Here is a 12,829-nt window from a genome sequence, read left to right as displayed (position 1 = left end):
CGGCGACATCACGTATTTATGGGCGCAGGGGCGCTGGCATTATCTGGCCGTGGTGTTGGACCTGTTCACGCGCCGCGTTGTCGGCTGGTCATTCTCGACGAGCCCCGACGCCGACCTCGTAGTGAAGGCATTAGACATGGCGTTCGAGCAACGCGGTCGGCCCACGGGCTTGATGTTCCACAGCGACCAGGGCGGTCAATATGCTAGCCGGAAATTCCGTCAGCGACTGTGGCGCTATCGAATCAGGCAGAGCATGAGTCGGCGTGGAAATTGTTGGGATAACAGCCCGATGGAACGCTTGTTCCGAAGCTTGAAAACGGAATGGGTGCCAAGCACTGGATATATAAGTGTTCGAGAAGCACAGCGGGACATCAGCTATTACCTGATGCAGCGATACAACTGGACTCGACCACATCAATTCAACGAGGGTCTAGCCCCGGCAGTCGCAGAAGAAAAACTTAACTCGGTGTCCGGCGTGGGTTGACCACTACAGATCACGGGGGGAAGGGCAGGGGCGCATTTTAGGAAGGATGCGATCTGCGGGCGTACTTTCATTTCGTCCTCTGACGAAATGGCGCCGAACAAGTGCAACTGATTCATTTCACTCCGCCCGAGGAATTGCTCGGATTAGTGCGACGCGGTCATCGAAACTGTCATTCCAAACGCCGGCGAGCCGGTCTTCAAAGACGGCCCGTGAGTAACGAGAAGGCATCGTTGACGTGCGAGACCATCCGAAGAAAGTACGCATTTTTTGAAGGGCTTCGTCCATTGAGTCACCCGCGCTGATTAGTTGATTCAGGCGGACGACGGCGCACGTGTGACGCAAGTCGTGTGGCGTAACCGATGTCTTATTGCACCGATCAAAAAGCTCGCTGGCGGCTAGCTCCGGAAGTGCTGCCGAGATTGTGCGGAAAGCTTTGGTCAGCGACTCTGTCGCCAGCGGACGATCTTTGTACGAGTTGATCAGGTACGGGTGATCGGGCCGTCCGCGGTAGTTGTCGGTGTACGTCTGTACCAGGCGGGCCATGGTGGCGCTGACCGGAATCTGTCGGATAGAGCTGGCCGTCTTTACGCTTGGTCGTGAATATCTCGGATCGAAGGCGTCGCCATCGTCATCATATTCGTGCTGCTGCACGTTGATCCAGTAGCGGCGGTTTTGGGTGCGATAGTCGACCCCAGATTTCACGCAATCCACGGGCAAAATCAACAATTCACCACGGCGCAAACCTTGATGCAACATAAGCGTGAACGCCAAGTAAAGTCGCCATCGCGTTGAGGGATGCTTGAACGGATTGATCGCAGACGTGGGATCAAGCAGCTCGTAAAGAGCCTGAACCACGTTTGCAGGCAACGAGCGCACCGCATCGGAAGAAAAACTCTTCGCTACGTGCAGTTGGCTGTAGAGTGTTCCCAGGCGGTGAATCCGAGCAGCTCGTGAACGTTCGTCGCTGGGTGCGTTTGTGGCTTTGGTGAGCCAGGCGGAGATGTTCGTGACGAACGCTAGCCCGGTATTCCATCGCAGTTCATCGGATCTGCTTCCAGGCGCTCGATTTCGAATCGAGACAAACCATGATTCAAGAGTGTCAGCGAGTACGGTGTGATCTTGGCGCGACAGCGCGTTATCGAGGCCACTCGGCCCGAGCACTCGATCTGCGTGTGTGTACAGCGTTTCAAGCTGACGAAGTTTTGCTGTCTTGGTGGAGTCAGCCAGATGGCCGAGGCACATAGTGGACCAGACGTTAGCCCAGTAGCGTGGTACGCCGTGAGCATCAACAAGGGTTGGAACTCTGAGTGCGCGAGGAACAGACGGATGGGACAGATGCAGATACGGCATTTATGCAATCACAAAATGGTGCCAAATAATACGTGAAGTGTTGCTCGTTTTCATGGAGAAAACCGACAATCACGCAACACCTTGTTCTGGTACCATTGATTCGCATAATGTACATTTTTTACAGCGCGAAAAACTGCTAACTCTAGCTGGTACTATGCGGCGGAGAACAAGGCTCCGCGCGCGTTAGCGGGTAGCACCAGCGTGCGAAAACCCTTGGAAATCTTTTCCCAAACGCCGTGCCAAACCTCACGCATGTGAGCGTCCGTAGATCCCTCCGCTTTACACGCTGAAATCACTTCGATCGGTTCGATACCGAGAATCTCGGCAACGCGAACAGCGGTCGCTTCATCAAACACCGACAGGCCATTGCGATGACGGCTGACTGCTGCGCGCGTAACGCCAAGCGCTTTTGCTGCTGCGTAGTCAGAGGGCAGGTCGAGCCGTGCTTTCACGGCGTCGAGATAATCGACGGTCGTTTTCATAAGAAAAACCCCTTGTAAATCAATCCGATGTCAAGAGTAATGCAACGTAAAGTCTGCTGCAACGTTACATTGCACTTGACGCGTCACATTAAATGTAACTATTCTTTGCCGCAGTGCCCCGCCACCGGCTGATCAATCCAAAACCCCGGCTGGCGCGAGGAGACCACCTAGCACGGCGGGGCGCTTTTCACAATGTGAAAACGGTAGGGTTTTGGAAAAAGGGGATTGGGTAATGGAACACACAAATTCAGTCGTCGGTGCCAAACATGCTGTCGAGTCCGTCGACAGTCTCGCCCGTGTCGAGGAAGTCAACCAGACCGAGGGTTTCCAGAAAGTTGCAAACCTGAACGTACTCGAACATGCCAAAAGTGGTGATCGTTCGGTAGACATCCCAAGGGTCGTTCTTTATGCCGATGACCATCGGCTTGCCGTCATCAAGGCTGCTCGGCGGGAGACCCGCGAGAAACGCAACGATGGCCGCATCGGTCTTTCCAAGTTCCTTTCCAGCTACAAGAGTGGTTTGCATACGTTGATCGGTGTGGTTGGTGAACCGCAATTATGGCCGATGCTGGCCGTGGCACCGTCACGGACGTGGCATTACGCGTCGAAGTACTGCCGGAAGGGGGGCAACATCCATCAAACCGCACTGGGCGGCTACACCATCGACGGCCCGTACACCAAGCGGCGCGGCGTTCGCGCGCTGGTGGCTCGGGTGCTTCGCTTCGTGGGGGCGTGAATATGGCCTACTCCGAAGAGGTCGATTTCGTCCCCGGTAGCGAGCGAGGCGCGTTGCATGCGTCGCACCAACCGGCAGAGTTTCCCGATATGTCAGGCCCGCGCACGATGGCGCTGGCCGATGCTGCGCTCGCCGGGATCTACAAAATGATGAAGGGCCGTAAGGCCCGTAACGCGGCGGCAGGGGCTACAGGGTGGAGCGCTGGCTCCACCCTGTCCGAAGCCCGCACGCGGTCGTTCGCCTGATATGTGGGTCTACGCACGCGACGCGGCGGAAGTGCTGGCGGCCTCTCCTGTGATGGGAGCGGCCGCGAAGCGCTTGCCGGTCAAGTGGCTCAAGCGCGCGGCCGACGCCGCGCACAAGGCGGGCCGCGCCAGCGCTGCGAAGGCGAACGCCTCGCACCTGTGGGATGCATCGGCCGCTGAGACGGCCGTGCGCGCCTTTCTTGACGAGCACGCCCCCGAATCCCTGCCGGTGCGACCGGACGCCACCGACGCCGAAATCTGCGCGGTGGCGCGGCGTATCGCCATCGACGTGCAATTGCGCACGCATGGCCTGTCGTCGGCCGATGCCCTCGTCGTCTGCCAGCACGAATGCAGCACGCGCGGCGTGACGATGCCCAACTTCGATAAACCGGCCGATCAAGTGGCGCGCGTGCGCTGCGAACGCTGGTGGCGGCGTCGCCTTCGCACGCTGCACATCCGCGCGCTAGAGCACTCAAACATTCGCCTCGGCTATGTCCACTACGGCGCCGAACCCTACGCCAGCAACGAGGCGGTACGCCGTCGCATCGCGCAGAACCGGCGCAACGCGGCCACGCTCGCGGCCGTCGTGTTGGAGAACGAGAACGGCCAGCAATTCACGCTCGAACAACTCGCGGCCGTGGGCATGGCGAACAAGGTGCTTCGCCGCGGCGAATTGATGACGCGCCTTCGCGGCTGCGAGGACTTGGCCGACGCGGCAGGCATGGGCGGCGTCATGTTCACCCTCACGTGCCCGTCACGCTTTCACGCGGCCAAGCACGTCGGCGGCGCGAAGTTCCGACCAAACCCGAAGTACGACAAGAGACTGTCGCCGCGCGAGGCGCAGCTTTACCTGCGGGAAGTGTGGAAGCTGATTCGCTCGAAGCTGGCGCGCATGGGCGTGACGTACTTCGGCATACGCGTCGCGGAGCCGCATCACGACAGTTGCCCGCACTGGCACGGACTGATTTTCACGGATCGAATCGACGCGGTATGCGCCGTGATGCGCGAACACGCGCTCCGGGATTCGGGCAACGAGAAAGGCGCGCAGGAGCGCCGCGTGCGCTTCGAGGTGATCGACAAGGCGCGCGGCTCGGCCGTGGGCTACATCGCCAAGTACATCGCCAAGAACATCGATGGCCACGCCGTGGGCGAACACAAGACCGTGGAGGGCTTCGCGGTGGTGCCTGACCTGTTAGGCGACGAGGAAATCGTGCCGTCGCAGCGCGTCGAGACGTGGGCGGCGCAATGGGGCATTCGCCAGTTCCAACAGTTCGGCGGTGCGCCGGTCGGCGTGTGGCGAGAAATGCGCCGCGTCAAGGCGGAGGATTTGCCGGACGCTCATGAAGCCCCGGCCATCGTCGCCGCGTGGCACGCCGTGCAAAAGACCGACGAGCACCGCGCCGATTGGGCGGAATACTGCCGCGCGATGGGCGGAATCGCAGGCGAGGGCCGCGCCATCCGCATCAAGTACACCGAAGAAATGCGCGAGGGCCGCTATGGCCTGTCCGTGGTGCGCGTGCCGCGCGGCGTCGAGGCGGCGGGCGAGTGGCGCGTGCGCGATGGCATTTGCGATTACGCGAAGGCGGGGCAGGTGTTTGTTCCGGCGACGCGCTACGAGTGGCGGGTGGTTTCGCGCAGCGGCGAAGCCGCGAGCACTCGGACTCGTGTCAATAACTGTACGCGGCCTACCGGCGGCGATGTGGCGGGCTTTCCGCGATGTGAAAAGCCCGTGCCGTGGCTTTCGGATAGTGAAATGGCGGTGATATGGGAGCGGGAACAGGCGGTGCGACAGCCTCCGCGAACGTAAAAACCGATCGATTTTTTTCTGCCACCGGGGAGCGCGCGCCGTCCCCGGTGGCTTCTCTCAACCTCGGCGCGCATGGGGATCGAAATGAATGTCTGGGCATCGGTGATGGTAATCAACGCGGATGACGCGCGTCATGGGCAAGCGGGCACGGTGCAAGCCGTCGACGAAAAGAACGACGTTATCAAAGTCAAGATGGACGCGGACGGCACGGTCGTGCCATACAAGGCAGAAGAACTGCGGGTGCTGTGATGCTCGGCGCGCTGTGTGGGTTCCGGCTCGGGGATCGCGTAGTCGTCACGGCGCGCGACGAATTTTGCGCCTTCATCGACGGATGGGTCGGCCGTGTCTCGGGGGAGGAGGCCGGGTGCATCCGTATCGAGGTGCCCGACGAAGGCATGACAAAGGTGTTTCTTGTCCCGCCCGACCAGTTGCGTTTGACGGTCTGAGGGCGGGTGATTATGAACGGGGGAAGTATGGGACTACGCGATCCGTGGGAGATCCGCCTGGACGAAAGCATTGGGGAGCTTGAGGAAGAGTTCGAGCGAATGCCTATGGTCGTGCGGGTGCAGGGGCGGGACTATTTCGACAAGCTGCACGAAGTGCTGCGGCAGATTCAAGACCGGGGGGAATCATGAAAGTGCGCCAGAAAAGCGTAATTGGCACGGTGAATTGCCTGTGTTGCGGAAAGGAAATCCCGGCGCGCGTGTCGGAGAACGGCACGCTCAATTTGTCGTGTCACTGGTGCGACTTTCCCGCGTATGCGAGGAAGGGAACCGAAGCGCACGGTCGCCTCATGGGCAAAGTGACGAAGTACGCGACACCGGAGCCGGAGAAAGTGCCGAAGGACGTACCGGAGGCGGCACCGGCACCGAAGGCACCAATCGCTGGCCGTAGCGTGTTTGATCTGATGCGGGGGGCATGATGGCAGTGGCGAAGAAAGGGGACGGCTTGCCCGTCGAGAAACCGACGCTTGACGCGAGCGGGCAGTTCGCGGGGCTGGAAGGCGTGGCGATGGAGGTCGACGCGGCGGCAGAGGCGGCTATCAACCCGGCTGCGGCAGAACAGGCGGCGGCGCCGGCCGGGCCGGATTACGGCATAGAGGCGGCGGGGGCGGTCGACCTGCTCAACGCCATGATCGAAGGGTATGCGCCGGGGGCAGGGTGGGACGAGAAGACCGGCCAGCGCATGGCAGCGAGCCTGTCGCCGGTGTTCGAGAAGTACGGTTTCAGTTTCGCGGCCGCACCGTGCGAACTGGTCGCGGCCATCGTCTGCGGGCCGGTGCTGTACCAGTCGGCGCGCGTGGTGGCGGCGAAGCTCCAAAGCGACCGAATCGAGCAAGAGGCGGCGCGGGTGCGTGCGCTGCGCGGCATGAGCGATCCGAACACGATCAAGGGCGGGCAGGAAGCGCCACCGGCGGGCTTGGCGAGCATCGGTGATGCGATGGCACCGGAGAATCTCGCGGCGGCTGTGGCGGGCGCTCCTGTCCATCCGGTGATGTGACGATGGCGACCGGCTACGGGGTCACGGCCACGGCGCACGTCGAGGCCGTGCTCGGGTCGACCGGCTCGGGCAAATCGTCGTATGTGAAAGGCATCCTTGAAAAGAAGCCCCCGAAGCGACTCATCGTGTTCGACCCGGAAGGGGAATGGGGCGCGTTTGGCACCGTCACGCGCCGTGTGGGAGATGTGCTGGCGGCGTTCCAAGCGGCCGGGGCCACGGGCTCATGCCGTGTCGTGTTCGAGCCGTCGCCCGACCCGGCCACGGCCGTGAAACAGTTCGACGCGGTGTGCCGTATCGCCTTCGCGGCGGAGCGGCTGACGTTTGTGGTCGACGAACTGAAGTCGGTCACGTCGCCGTCGCGCTCGCCGGTCGGGTGGGGCATGTTGACCGGGCGCGGGAGAAAGCGCGGCATCGTGATCTACGGACTTTCGCAGCGTCCGGCATCGATCGACAAGGACTTTCTCGGCAACGCCTCGGCGGTGCGCTCGGGGCGGCTGAGTTACCCGAAGGATCAAAAGGCGGTGGCCGACGTGCTCGGCGTGCCGGTCGCAGAGATTGGCGCGCTCCCCGATTACGCATGGATACGGCGCGAAGGATCGACCGGCAAGATCACGAGGGGGTGACTAGCACCCTGTCCATAGGCACCCCATACCAACCCGCTGCGGCGGGTTTTTTTACGTCCGCTTGTCGGGTGGCTATGGCGCATCGCAGGGAAAAATATTTTGGAGGCAGGGGGCCATAGGCACCCCCTCGCCATAGCGCTATAGCTATGGGTACCTAAATGGATTCGGACGCCGGAAACCGCGATTCTGGCGGCTCAACAAGGGGCCGCACGGGGCGGCTGTCATCTCCGGAGATACCGAACCATGAATCAGTATGTGAAGGCCTACCTGATGTTCCTCGCGTTCAACGCGCTCACCAAGGTCGTCGTGCGACCGGTCGCCACGTCGCTGAACGTGCCGCTGCTCACGACCATCGTTTCGTAAGGGGCCGCTCATGCTGCTGGTACACAACCTGCCCTTTACCAACGTCGTCAACTCGGGCATCGCGACCATCTCCCTGCCGGTGGGCATGTCCTACAACCGCATTCTGTTGCAGTTGGGCGGCACCTTCACCAAAGCGATGATTACGAACATCAACGTGCGCTTGAACGGCAAGATCATCAAGCAAACGACCGGCTCGCGCCTGGACACCGTGAACACCTATCGAGGCATGGGCGTGAATGCGTCGTTCCTCGTGCTGGACTTCACCGAACCGAAGGCGAAGACGATGGCAGAGCAGTACGTCGGCAACGTCAACACCGCCAAGGGCGTGTCGTCGTTCACGCTCGAAATCACGATCTCCGGGGCCACGTCCCCGACGCTCGATAGCTGGTCGGAGCTTGGCCCGCCTGCGCCGCTTGGCGTCCTGACCAAGAAGATTCCGTTCACGGCGTCGTTTGCCAGTTCGGGGAAGTTCCCGTTCAAGCTGATCGACCTGACCAACCGGGGCGGCGTCATCAAGCGCGTGCACTTCTTCCACGGCGGCAACCTGACGCAATTGGAAGTAAAGAAAAACGGCATCGTGATTCACGACAACATCCCGGTGGCAGTCAACACCATGTGGCAGTTGGACTACGGTAAGACTGCGCAGGCGAACGTGTACAGCTATGACCCGTGCGCCGACAACAACTATGCCAACGCCATCAAGACGCAGGATGCAACCGCGCTGGAATTCAACGCGACGTTCTCCGCTGCGGACACGGTGACGGCGGAAGTCGAAGTGCTGGACGTGCTCGGCAACATGTAAAGCCGGGGGAGCGGGGCGCGCGCCGCGCGTCCCGTTATAACGACTCTCAACAGGTGGAGCATGGATCCGCAATTTCAAATCAACCCGTCCGATTACGGGGGTTCGGCAGGCACCGGCTTGTTCAGCATTGGCCCGCAAAACGACGGCACCTACAACTACCCTGACACTGCACAGCCGGTGAACCAACCGGCGGACGTGGGCGCGGCGGCGACGCTGCCGAACTATGCGCCCGACGTGTTCAAGCTGCTATCGCAAGGTCTCGGCGCACTCAACAGCGATTACCAGATGAATCAGATGCTGGACTATCGCAAGTACGAGGCCACGCAAGGCGGGTTGTATGCGCAAGGGCAAGCGGCGGCCACTGTCGCAAGTGCGCAAATTGGTGCGGTGAACGCCAACAAGATGCTCATGATTCTGGGCCTCTTTGCCGTGATGGCGCTCGCCATCCATAAGGGGTGACATGGATCCGATGACGGCAAGTGCGCTTATCGGTGGCGCGTCGAATGTGCTGGGCAAGGCGATGTCCACGCCACCGGCGGGGCCTTCAACGGCGTTGGGAACCGCGTCGATGGGCGGCACCATCGATTTTTCCGGCATGACCGTGGCAACGGGTGGGTCAACGGCCAACGGCGCACCGCATAACCAGTCGTCGGGGCTGGATCTGACGACGATTATGGTCATCGGCGCAATCGCCGTGGTCGTGCTGCGCGTGGTGGGCAAGTAATGTCGATCATCGTCACGCACGCCACTGCGAGCGAGGTGCGCGAACTGCTCTCCCGTGCCGCGAAATACGACACGACGGGCGGCGCATGGACGGTCGATGATGCCATGCACGGCGCGAATCTGTACGCGGCTAGAGACGCAGACGGGCGCATGTTGTTCGCGTGGGCGATGACGGTAAGCGCGCACCGGGCAGGCTGCGAGGCGTTCGTGACAGCGGCGGCAGGGGAGTACACCGGGGCAGACCTGCTGGCGGTGATGCTGCCGTATGTGGAGTACGTCGCGCGGCGCAAGGGCGCCACGTCGCTCGCGTTCATGACGGCGCGTCGGGGCATGGTCAAGAAAACGGAGGCACTCGGCTTTACCGTCGCGGCCACCACAATGAGGAAAACACTGTGATTCTGCGCCCGGAGCAAATCAAGCTGATGCGCCTTGGACTGCCAGCGACGCCGTGTAATTTCGGCGGAAGCTCGGAGTCGAAAAGCGCATCGACCAACACGACCACGACGACGACGCAGGATCGGCGCGTAGTGACGGACGGCGGCTCCACGTCGGTGAGTGCCGACAACTCGAATGTCACGGTGACGGATAACGGCGCGGTGAATAACGCCATGTCGCTCGCCTCGCACCTGTCGGACTTGGGCGCGAACATGCAACAGACAAACGCGAGTTTGACGCAGGCGCTCGCCAAGGATAACAACCAAACGGCGCTCACATTGTTCTCGCACGGCGTCGATCTTGAGACGGCCGTCGCGCAACAAGGGCAAGCCGTGGTGAATGCGGCTACGCAACTCGCCACGGCACCGATGAACGCGCAAAACCCTGATCGCTACCTGCTCATCGCGGGCATGGCAATCATCGGCGTGGTGGCGTTCGCGGCCACGAAGGGAAAAGTCTGATGCAACAGTTCGACATTACCGTCCCGGCCAACCGGCCATTCCTCGTGAATTCGCCGGGGCGATTCATCAAGTATGTGTCGGGGTCGAACGGCGGCGGCGACGTGTCGCTGCTGGTCACGCCGGGATTCGCGGGCGGGCAGGTGCTCACGCTGGTGCCGGGGCAGTGGTATCGCGTCGCGTCTGACATGCCGGTGCCGTCGTCGTGGACCGTCGCCAATAAGGCAGGCGGCGCGACGATTATCGGCACGCTCGTGATCGGCAACGGAGACTTCGGCGACGCGACCGTCGCGGGAAACGTGAACGTGATTGACGTGAGCCGCCAGCAAACGCTCTCGAATCAAGCCTTCATGGGATACGCGCAGCAATCGGGCACCGCCAACGTCTATTCGCAAGTCGCCATCTTCAACCCGGCCGGCAGCGGCAAAAACTGCTATGTGCAACGCATGGCCTTCGGGTCGTCAAGCGCAAGCGACGCGGGCACGATGACGTTCATTACGGGCACTGCGGGCATGGCGGATAAAGGCGCGGTGCTGTCGAAACTGAGTGGCGGGGCGAATGGGGTTTCGCACATATGGACGGGGACGGTCGCGGCACAGCCGAACGCGAACGTGCTCGGGAAAATCAACACCGGGAGCAACCTGCCGGAAGCACAGCCAATTTGCTTGACGCCGGGTAACGGGCTGATGCTCACGGGGTTCGTGCTGGCGCAAGACAACAACTTGCAAATCGAAGTGATCGAAGTGTGATGAAAACACCGGGGCCATTCTATGTGATCGCGGCGGCGACGCTCGGGGCGGCGGCTTGGGTGTGGTGGCAAAACAGCCAGGCGAGTGCGAGTGCGAGCGATCCGACGGCGAGCACAGACACCACGGGATCAGCGTTTGATTTTACGGGGACACTCGGAGACATGACTTCTCAAGTGGGCAACATTTTTACATCGGTCGCGAGTGCCATTGCTGACCCGAACGTGCAAGCGTTCCTTACGCTCATTCGCACCGGCGAAGGAACGCTCGGGCCGAACGGCTATAGCACGCTTTTCGGCGGTGGCACGTTCAATTCGTTTGCAGACCATCCGAATATCCGCGTGACGCGCGGAAGCCTCACGTCGACGGCTGCGGGTGCCTATCAGATTCTTTACGGAACGTGGCTGGAAATGCAGGCGGCCTACGGTCTGACTGACTTCTCACCCGCCTCGCAGGACATAGCGGCGGTGGGGCTCATCAAGCGGCGCGGCGCGCTCGCGGATGTGATCGCCGGACGCTTCGACGCGGCGATTACGAAGTGCAACAAAGAGTGGGCGAGCCTGCCGGGTTCGCCTTATGGGCAACCGACGTTGACGTTGGCGCGTGCGCACGATGTGCTCGCCTCGGCGGGTGGCGTGCAAATCGACGGGGTGTACGCATGAAAGACGAAGGCTTGCTGCTGGTCGCAGCCGCTGCGGCGGTGCTGTTCATGGTGATCCAGAAAACGAAGCCTGCCAACGCGAGCGCGATGGCACAAGATCCGTCCCATGGTCTGAGTGGTATCGGCGTATCCGTCGCACCGTTCTGGTCGCAGGTAGGCAGCGCGCAACCCTACGGCAATAACTCGTTCGCGGATATCACGAGCTTCATCAACGGCACCTATTCCGTCGATGGAACCTTTGTAGATCCGGGGCAAGTCACGGTCGCCGCTAGCGGCAAAGTGACTGAAAGTCCGTTCGGTGGCGTGTTCGGCGTTTTGCCGTCGCCAACCTACGGATTCGGGGGTGGCGCATGAAACTGGAATATTGGGTGATCGGCGCTATCGGGCTGCTCTATCTCGACGCGCGGCAGCGGGCGCGGCAAGCGAGTGCAACCCCGCTCGCGTTCAACAACAGCGTGACTGACTCGATCTATGCCGGGTCGAATTTTACGAATTCGATTTGGGATGCGGCCAGCGGTCAGCCGGGCTACCAGTGGGGCAGCATCAACGCGCCGAACACGATCAACACGTATCAGGACGTGTTCGCTGCGAACCTGATGGGCTTCCCGATGCAACCGTCGATTGGGCACCTGTCATGAACCTGAAGACCGAAATCGTCATCGCGGGGGCGCTGCTGCTGGCGGCGGTGTATATGGCAAAAAAAGCTGTCGCGGCAGTCAGCGACCCGGCCAGTCAGCAGGCTGCCGGTGCGGCTGTCGCTGATACGGTGCTCTCGGGCGCGTTGAACGTCGGGTCGGGGGTGGTGGTCGGCATCGGGGAGGCCGTGGGCATTCCGCCCACCAATCAAACCGAATGCGAAAAGGCGCTCGCGGAAGGGCGCACGTGGGACGCGTCTTTCGCGTGCCCGGCAGGGACATTTATCAAGTCGTTTTTCAACTGAGGGGGTAGGGTATGAACTGGAAATTTCTGTTGCAACGTTTGAGCGAGCCGTCGACGTGGGCGGGTATTGCGGCGGCTATCCCGGCCATTGCCCCGGCGCTGGCAATTGCGCCGACCGTGGCGAACGCGGTGGGCGCCGTGGCGGTGGCGCTGGCGGTGTTCGGCAAGGAAGGCGGCGGCGGTAATCCCCCGGCCGCTGGCGGCGCGGCATGATAGAGCCAGGCGCGCTCATGCAACTCGGGGTAGCGCTCGTTTCGGCGGGCGTCGTCTACGGGGCCATCCGGGCCGATCTGAAGGCCATGCATGAGCGCGTGGGCAAGATCGAAGACCGATTTAATTCACACATCGAAAAGGGGCTGACACATGGCAACTCGTAAGCGTGCGCACAAGCGCAAGACGCACCACAAAACCCCGGCGCGCAGCAAGCGAACCGGCCGCTTCATCAAACGGTGATCGACATGAAGATCGAATGGAA

General features: G+C 61.5%; 25 protein-coding genes. 22 read left to right on the top strand and 3 right to left on the bottom strand.

The window, feature by feature from the left end:
* The coding region (locus tag C266_RS26855; protein WP_010804285.1) for an IS3 family transposase at positions 1-484 on the top strand (484 nt) is incomplete at its 5' end.
* A 117-nt stretch (positions 485-601) separates the two neighbouring features.
* Here the strand turns inward: C266_RS26855 and C266_RS13065 are convergent.
* The 3 genes from C266_RS13065 to C266_RS13055 form a co-directional block, all read right to left on the bottom strand.
* A complete protein-coding gene (locus tag C266_RS13065) occupies positions 602-1,834 on the bottom strand; it encodes a site-specific integrase (protein ID WP_036662856.1) in 1,233 nt (410 codons plus the stop codon).
* 152 nt (positions 1,835-1,986) lie between these two features.
* Complete coding sequence (locus C266_RS13060) at positions 1,987-2,316, bottom strand: helix-turn-helix transcriptional regulator (protein ID WP_010804283.1); 330 nt, start codon at positions 2,314-2,316, stop codon at positions 1,987-1,989.
* A gap of 247 nt (positions 2,317-2,563) precedes the next feature.
* Complete coding sequence (locus tag C266_RS13055; RefSeq protein ID WP_010804282.1) at positions 2,564-2,842, bottom strand: hypothetical protein; 279 nt, start codon at positions 2,840-2,842, stop codon at positions 2,564-2,566.
* On the opposite strand from C266_RS13055, the gene C266_RS27460 reads away from it, so the two are divergent.
* The 21 genes from C266_RS27460 to C266_RS27760 all read left to right on the top strand — a co-directional run bounded on the left by C266_RS27460 (position 2,837) and on the right by C266_RS27760 (position 12,731).
* Positions 2,837-3,052, top strand: a complete 216-nt coding sequence (locus tag C266_RS27460) for a hypothetical protein (RefSeq protein ID WP_010804281.1) — start codon at positions 2,837-2,839, stop codon at positions 3,050-3,052. The two genes, C266_RS13055 and C266_RS27460, sit on opposite strands and share 6 nt — an antisense overlap.
* A gap of 2 nt (positions 3,053-3,054) precedes the next feature.
* Positions 3,055-3,297: a hypothetical protein gene (locus C266_RS13050; protein WP_010804280.1), complete on the top strand. Its 243-nt coding sequence runs from the start codon at positions 3,055-3,057 to the stop codon at positions 3,295-3,297.
* 1 nt (position 3,298) lies between these two features.
* Positions 3,299-5,104, top strand: coding sequence for a replication endonuclease (locus C266_RS13045; protein ID WP_010804279.1), 1,806 nt, complete (start codon positions 3,299-3,301; stop codon positions 5,102-5,104).
* Positions 5,105-5,188: 84 nt separating this feature from the next.
* Entirely contained in the window at positions 5,189-5,353 is a 165-nt protein-coding gene (locus C266_RS27770; RefSeq protein ID WP_168162916.1) for a hypothetical protein, read from the top strand.
* Positions 5,353-5,550 (top strand): hypothetical protein, encoded by a 198-nt coding sequence (locus C266_RS13040; RefSeq protein WP_010804278.1) that lies wholly within the window; start codon positions 5,353-5,355, stop codon positions 5,548-5,550. The genes C266_RS27770 and C266_RS13040 overlap by 1 nt, the downstream gene beginning before the upstream one ends.
* Before the next feature lie 27 nt (positions 5,551-5,577).
* On the top strand, positions 5,578-5,739 hold the full coding sequence (locus tag C266_RS27765) for a hypothetical protein (protein WP_168162915.1): 162 nt from the start codon (positions 5,578-5,580) through the stop codon (positions 5,737-5,739).
* Positions 5,736-6,026: a hypothetical protein gene (locus C266_RS13035; RefSeq protein WP_010804277.1), complete on the top strand. Its 291-nt coding sequence runs from the start codon at positions 5,736-5,738 to the stop codon at positions 6,024-6,026. The genes C266_RS27765 and C266_RS13035 overlap by 4 nt, the downstream gene beginning before the upstream one ends.
* On the top strand, positions 6,023-6,604 hold the full coding sequence (locus tag C266_RS13030; RefSeq protein ID WP_036662854.1) for a hypothetical protein: 582 nt from the start codon (positions 6,023-6,025) through the stop codon (positions 6,602-6,604). The genes C266_RS13035 and C266_RS13030 overlap by 4 nt, the downstream gene beginning before the upstream one ends.
* A gap of 2 nt (positions 6,605-6,606) precedes the next feature.
* On the top strand, positions 6,607-7,227 hold the full coding sequence (locus tag C266_RS13025; protein ID WP_010804275.1) for a helicase HerA domain-containing protein: 621 nt from the start codon (positions 6,607-6,609) through the stop codon (positions 7,225-7,227).
* Positions 7,228-7,600: 373 nt separating this feature from the next.
* The gene (locus tag C266_RS13020; protein ID WP_010804273.1) at positions 7,601-8,392 is read left to right on the top strand and encodes a major capsid protein P2; all 792 of its coding nucleotides are present in this window, start codon (positions 7,601-7,603) and stop codon (positions 8,390-8,392) included.
* Between the two features lie 60 nt (positions 8,393-8,452).
* Positions 8,453-8,851: a hypothetical protein gene (locus C266_RS13015; RefSeq protein WP_010804272.1), complete on the top strand. Its 399-nt coding sequence runs from the start codon at positions 8,453-8,455 to the stop codon at positions 8,849-8,851.
* A 1-nt stretch (position 8,852) separates the two neighbouring features.
* A complete protein-coding gene (locus C266_RS13010) occupies positions 8,853-9,116 on the top strand; it encodes a hypothetical protein (RefSeq protein WP_010804271.1) in 264 nt (87 codons plus the stop codon).
* On the top strand, positions 9,116-9,511 hold the full coding sequence (locus C266_RS13005; RefSeq protein ID WP_010804270.1) for a hypothetical protein: 396 nt from the start codon (positions 9,116-9,118) through the stop codon (positions 9,509-9,511). Before C266_RS13010 ends, C266_RS13005 begins: the two co-directional genes overlap by 1 nt.
* Entirely contained in the window at positions 9,508-10,011 is a 504-nt protein-coding gene (locus tag C266_RS26205) for a hypothetical protein (RefSeq protein WP_010804269.1), read from the top strand. The genes C266_RS13005 and C266_RS26205 overlap by 4 nt, the downstream gene beginning before the upstream one ends.
* On the top strand, positions 10,011-10,757 hold the full coding sequence (locus C266_RS12995; RefSeq protein ID WP_010804268.1) for a hypothetical protein: 747 nt from the start codon (positions 10,011-10,013) through the stop codon (positions 10,755-10,757). The genes C266_RS26205 and C266_RS12995 overlap by 1 nt, the downstream gene beginning before the upstream one ends.
* Positions 10,758-10,918: 161 nt before the next feature.
* Positions 10,919-11,416, top strand: a complete 498-nt coding sequence (locus C266_RS12990) for a glycoside hydrolase family 104 protein (protein WP_081636277.1) — start codon at positions 10,919-10,921, stop codon at positions 11,414-11,416.
* Positions 11,413-11,769 (top strand): hypothetical protein, encoded by a 357-nt coding sequence (locus C266_RS12985; protein WP_010804266.1) that lies wholly within the window; start codon positions 11,413-11,415, stop codon positions 11,767-11,769. Before C266_RS12990 ends, C266_RS12985 begins: the two co-directional genes overlap by 4 nt.
* Positions 11,766-12,053: a hypothetical protein gene (locus C266_RS12980; RefSeq protein ID WP_010804265.1), complete on the top strand. Its 288-nt coding sequence runs from the start codon at positions 11,766-11,768 to the stop codon at positions 12,051-12,053. Before C266_RS12985 ends, C266_RS12980 begins: the two co-directional genes overlap by 4 nt.
* Positions 12,050-12,355, top strand: a complete 306-nt coding sequence (locus C266_RS12975; RefSeq protein ID WP_010804264.1) for a hypothetical protein — start codon at positions 12,050-12,052, stop codon at positions 12,353-12,355. The genes C266_RS12980 and C266_RS12975 overlap by 4 nt, the downstream gene beginning before the upstream one ends.
* Before the next feature lie 11 nt (positions 12,356-12,366).
* On the top strand, positions 12,367-12,567 hold the full coding sequence (locus tag C266_RS12970) for a hypothetical protein (RefSeq protein WP_010804263.1): 201 nt from the start codon (positions 12,367-12,369) through the stop codon (positions 12,565-12,567).
* Positions 12,568-12,584: 17 nt separating this feature from the next.
* Entirely contained in the window at positions 12,585-12,731 is a 147-nt protein-coding gene (locus C266_RS27760; protein WP_010804262.1) for a hypothetical protein, read from the top strand.
* The last annotated feature ends 98 nt before the right edge of the window (positions 12,732-12,829 follow it).

This window comes from Pandoraea sp. SD6-2 (genome assembly GCF_000389825.1).
GTDB classification, from domain to species: domain Bacteria; phylum Pseudomonadota; class Gammaproteobacteria; order Burkholderiales; family Burkholderiaceae; genus Pandoraea; species Pandoraea communis.
This window is presented reverse-complemented; position numbering and strand designations above follow the sequence as displayed.

Bases quoted from the DNA above. Each gene is read 5' to 3' on its own strand.
- C266_RS13065 (WP_036662856.1), bottom strand. From the start codon at position 1,834: ATGCCGTATCTGCATCTGTCCCATCCGTCTGTTCCTCGCGCACTCAGA.
- C266_RS13060 (WP_010804283.1), bottom strand. From the start codon at position 2,316: ATGAAAACGACCGTCGATTATCTCGACGCCGTGAAAGCACGGCTCGAC.
- C266_RS13055 (WP_010804282.1), bottom strand. From the start codon at position 2,842: ATGCAAACCACTCTTGTAGCTGGAAAGGAACTTGGAAAGACCGATGCG.
- C266_RS13050 (WP_010804280.1), top strand. From the start codon at position 3,055: ATGGCCTACTCCGAAGAGGTCGATTTCGTCCCCGGTAGCGAGCGAGGC.
- C266_RS13045 (WP_010804279.1), top strand. From the start codon at position 3,299: ATGTGGGTCTACGCACGCGACGCGGCGGAAGTGCTGGCGGCCTCTCCT.
- C266_RS27770 (WP_168162916.1), top strand. From the start codon at position 5,189: ATGAATGTCTGGGCATCGGTGATGGTAATCAACGCGGATGACGCGCGT.
- C266_RS13040 (WP_010804278.1), top strand. From the start codon at position 5,353: ATGCTCGGCGCGCTGTGTGGGTTCCGGCTCGGGGATCGCGTAGTCGTC.
- C266_RS27765 (WP_168162915.1), top strand. From the start codon at position 5,578: ATGGGACTACGCGATCCGTGGGAGATCCGCCTGGACGAAAGCATTGGG.
- C266_RS13035 (WP_010804277.1), top strand. From the start codon at position 5,736: ATGAAAGTGCGCCAGAAAAGCGTAATTGGCACGGTGAATTGCCTGTGT.
- C266_RS13030 (WP_036662854.1), top strand. From the start codon at position 6,023: ATGATGGCAGTGGCGAAGAAAGGGGACGGCTTGCCCGTCGAGAAACCG.
- C266_RS13025 (WP_010804275.1), top strand. From the start codon at position 6,607: ATGGCGACCGGCTACGGGGTCACGGCCACGGCGCACGTCGAGGCCGTG.
- C266_RS13020 (WP_010804273.1), top strand. From the start codon at position 7,601: ATGCTGCTGGTACACAACCTGCCCTTTACCAACGTCGTCAACTCGGGC.
- C266_RS13015 (WP_010804272.1), top strand. From the start codon at position 8,453: ATGGATCCGCAATTTCAAATCAACCCGTCCGATTACGGGGGTTCGGCA.
- C266_RS13010 (WP_010804271.1), top strand. From the start codon at position 8,853: ATGGATCCGATGACGGCAAGTGCGCTTATCGGTGGCGCGTCGAATGTG.
- C266_RS13005 (WP_010804270.1), top strand. From the start codon at position 9,116: ATGTCGATCATCGTCACGCACGCCACTGCGAGCGAGGTGCGCGAACTG.
- C266_RS12995 (WP_010804268.1), top strand. From the start codon at position 10,011: ATGCAACAGTTCGACATTACCGTCCCGGCCAACCGGCCATTCCTCGTG.
- C266_RS12990 (WP_081636277.1), top strand. From the start codon at position 10,919: ATGACTTCTCAAGTGGGCAACATTTTTACATCGGTCGCGAGTGCCATT.
- C266_RS12985 (WP_010804266.1), top strand. From the start codon at position 11,413: ATGAAAGACGAAGGCTTGCTGCTGGTCGCAGCCGCTGCGGCGGTGCTG.
- C266_RS12980 (WP_010804265.1), top strand. From the start codon at position 11,766: ATGAAACTGGAATATTGGGTGATCGGCGCTATCGGGCTGCTCTATCTC.
- C266_RS12975 (WP_010804264.1), top strand. From the start codon at position 12,050: ATGAACCTGAAGACCGAAATCGTCATCGCGGGGGCGCTGCTGCTGGCG.
- C266_RS12970 (WP_010804263.1), top strand. From the start codon at position 12,367: ATGAACTGGAAATTTCTGTTGCAACGTTTGAGCGAGCCGTCGACGTGG.
- C266_RS27760 (WP_010804262.1), top strand. From the start codon at position 12,585: ATGCAACTCGGGGTAGCGCTCGTTTCGGCGGGCGTCGTCTACGGGGCC.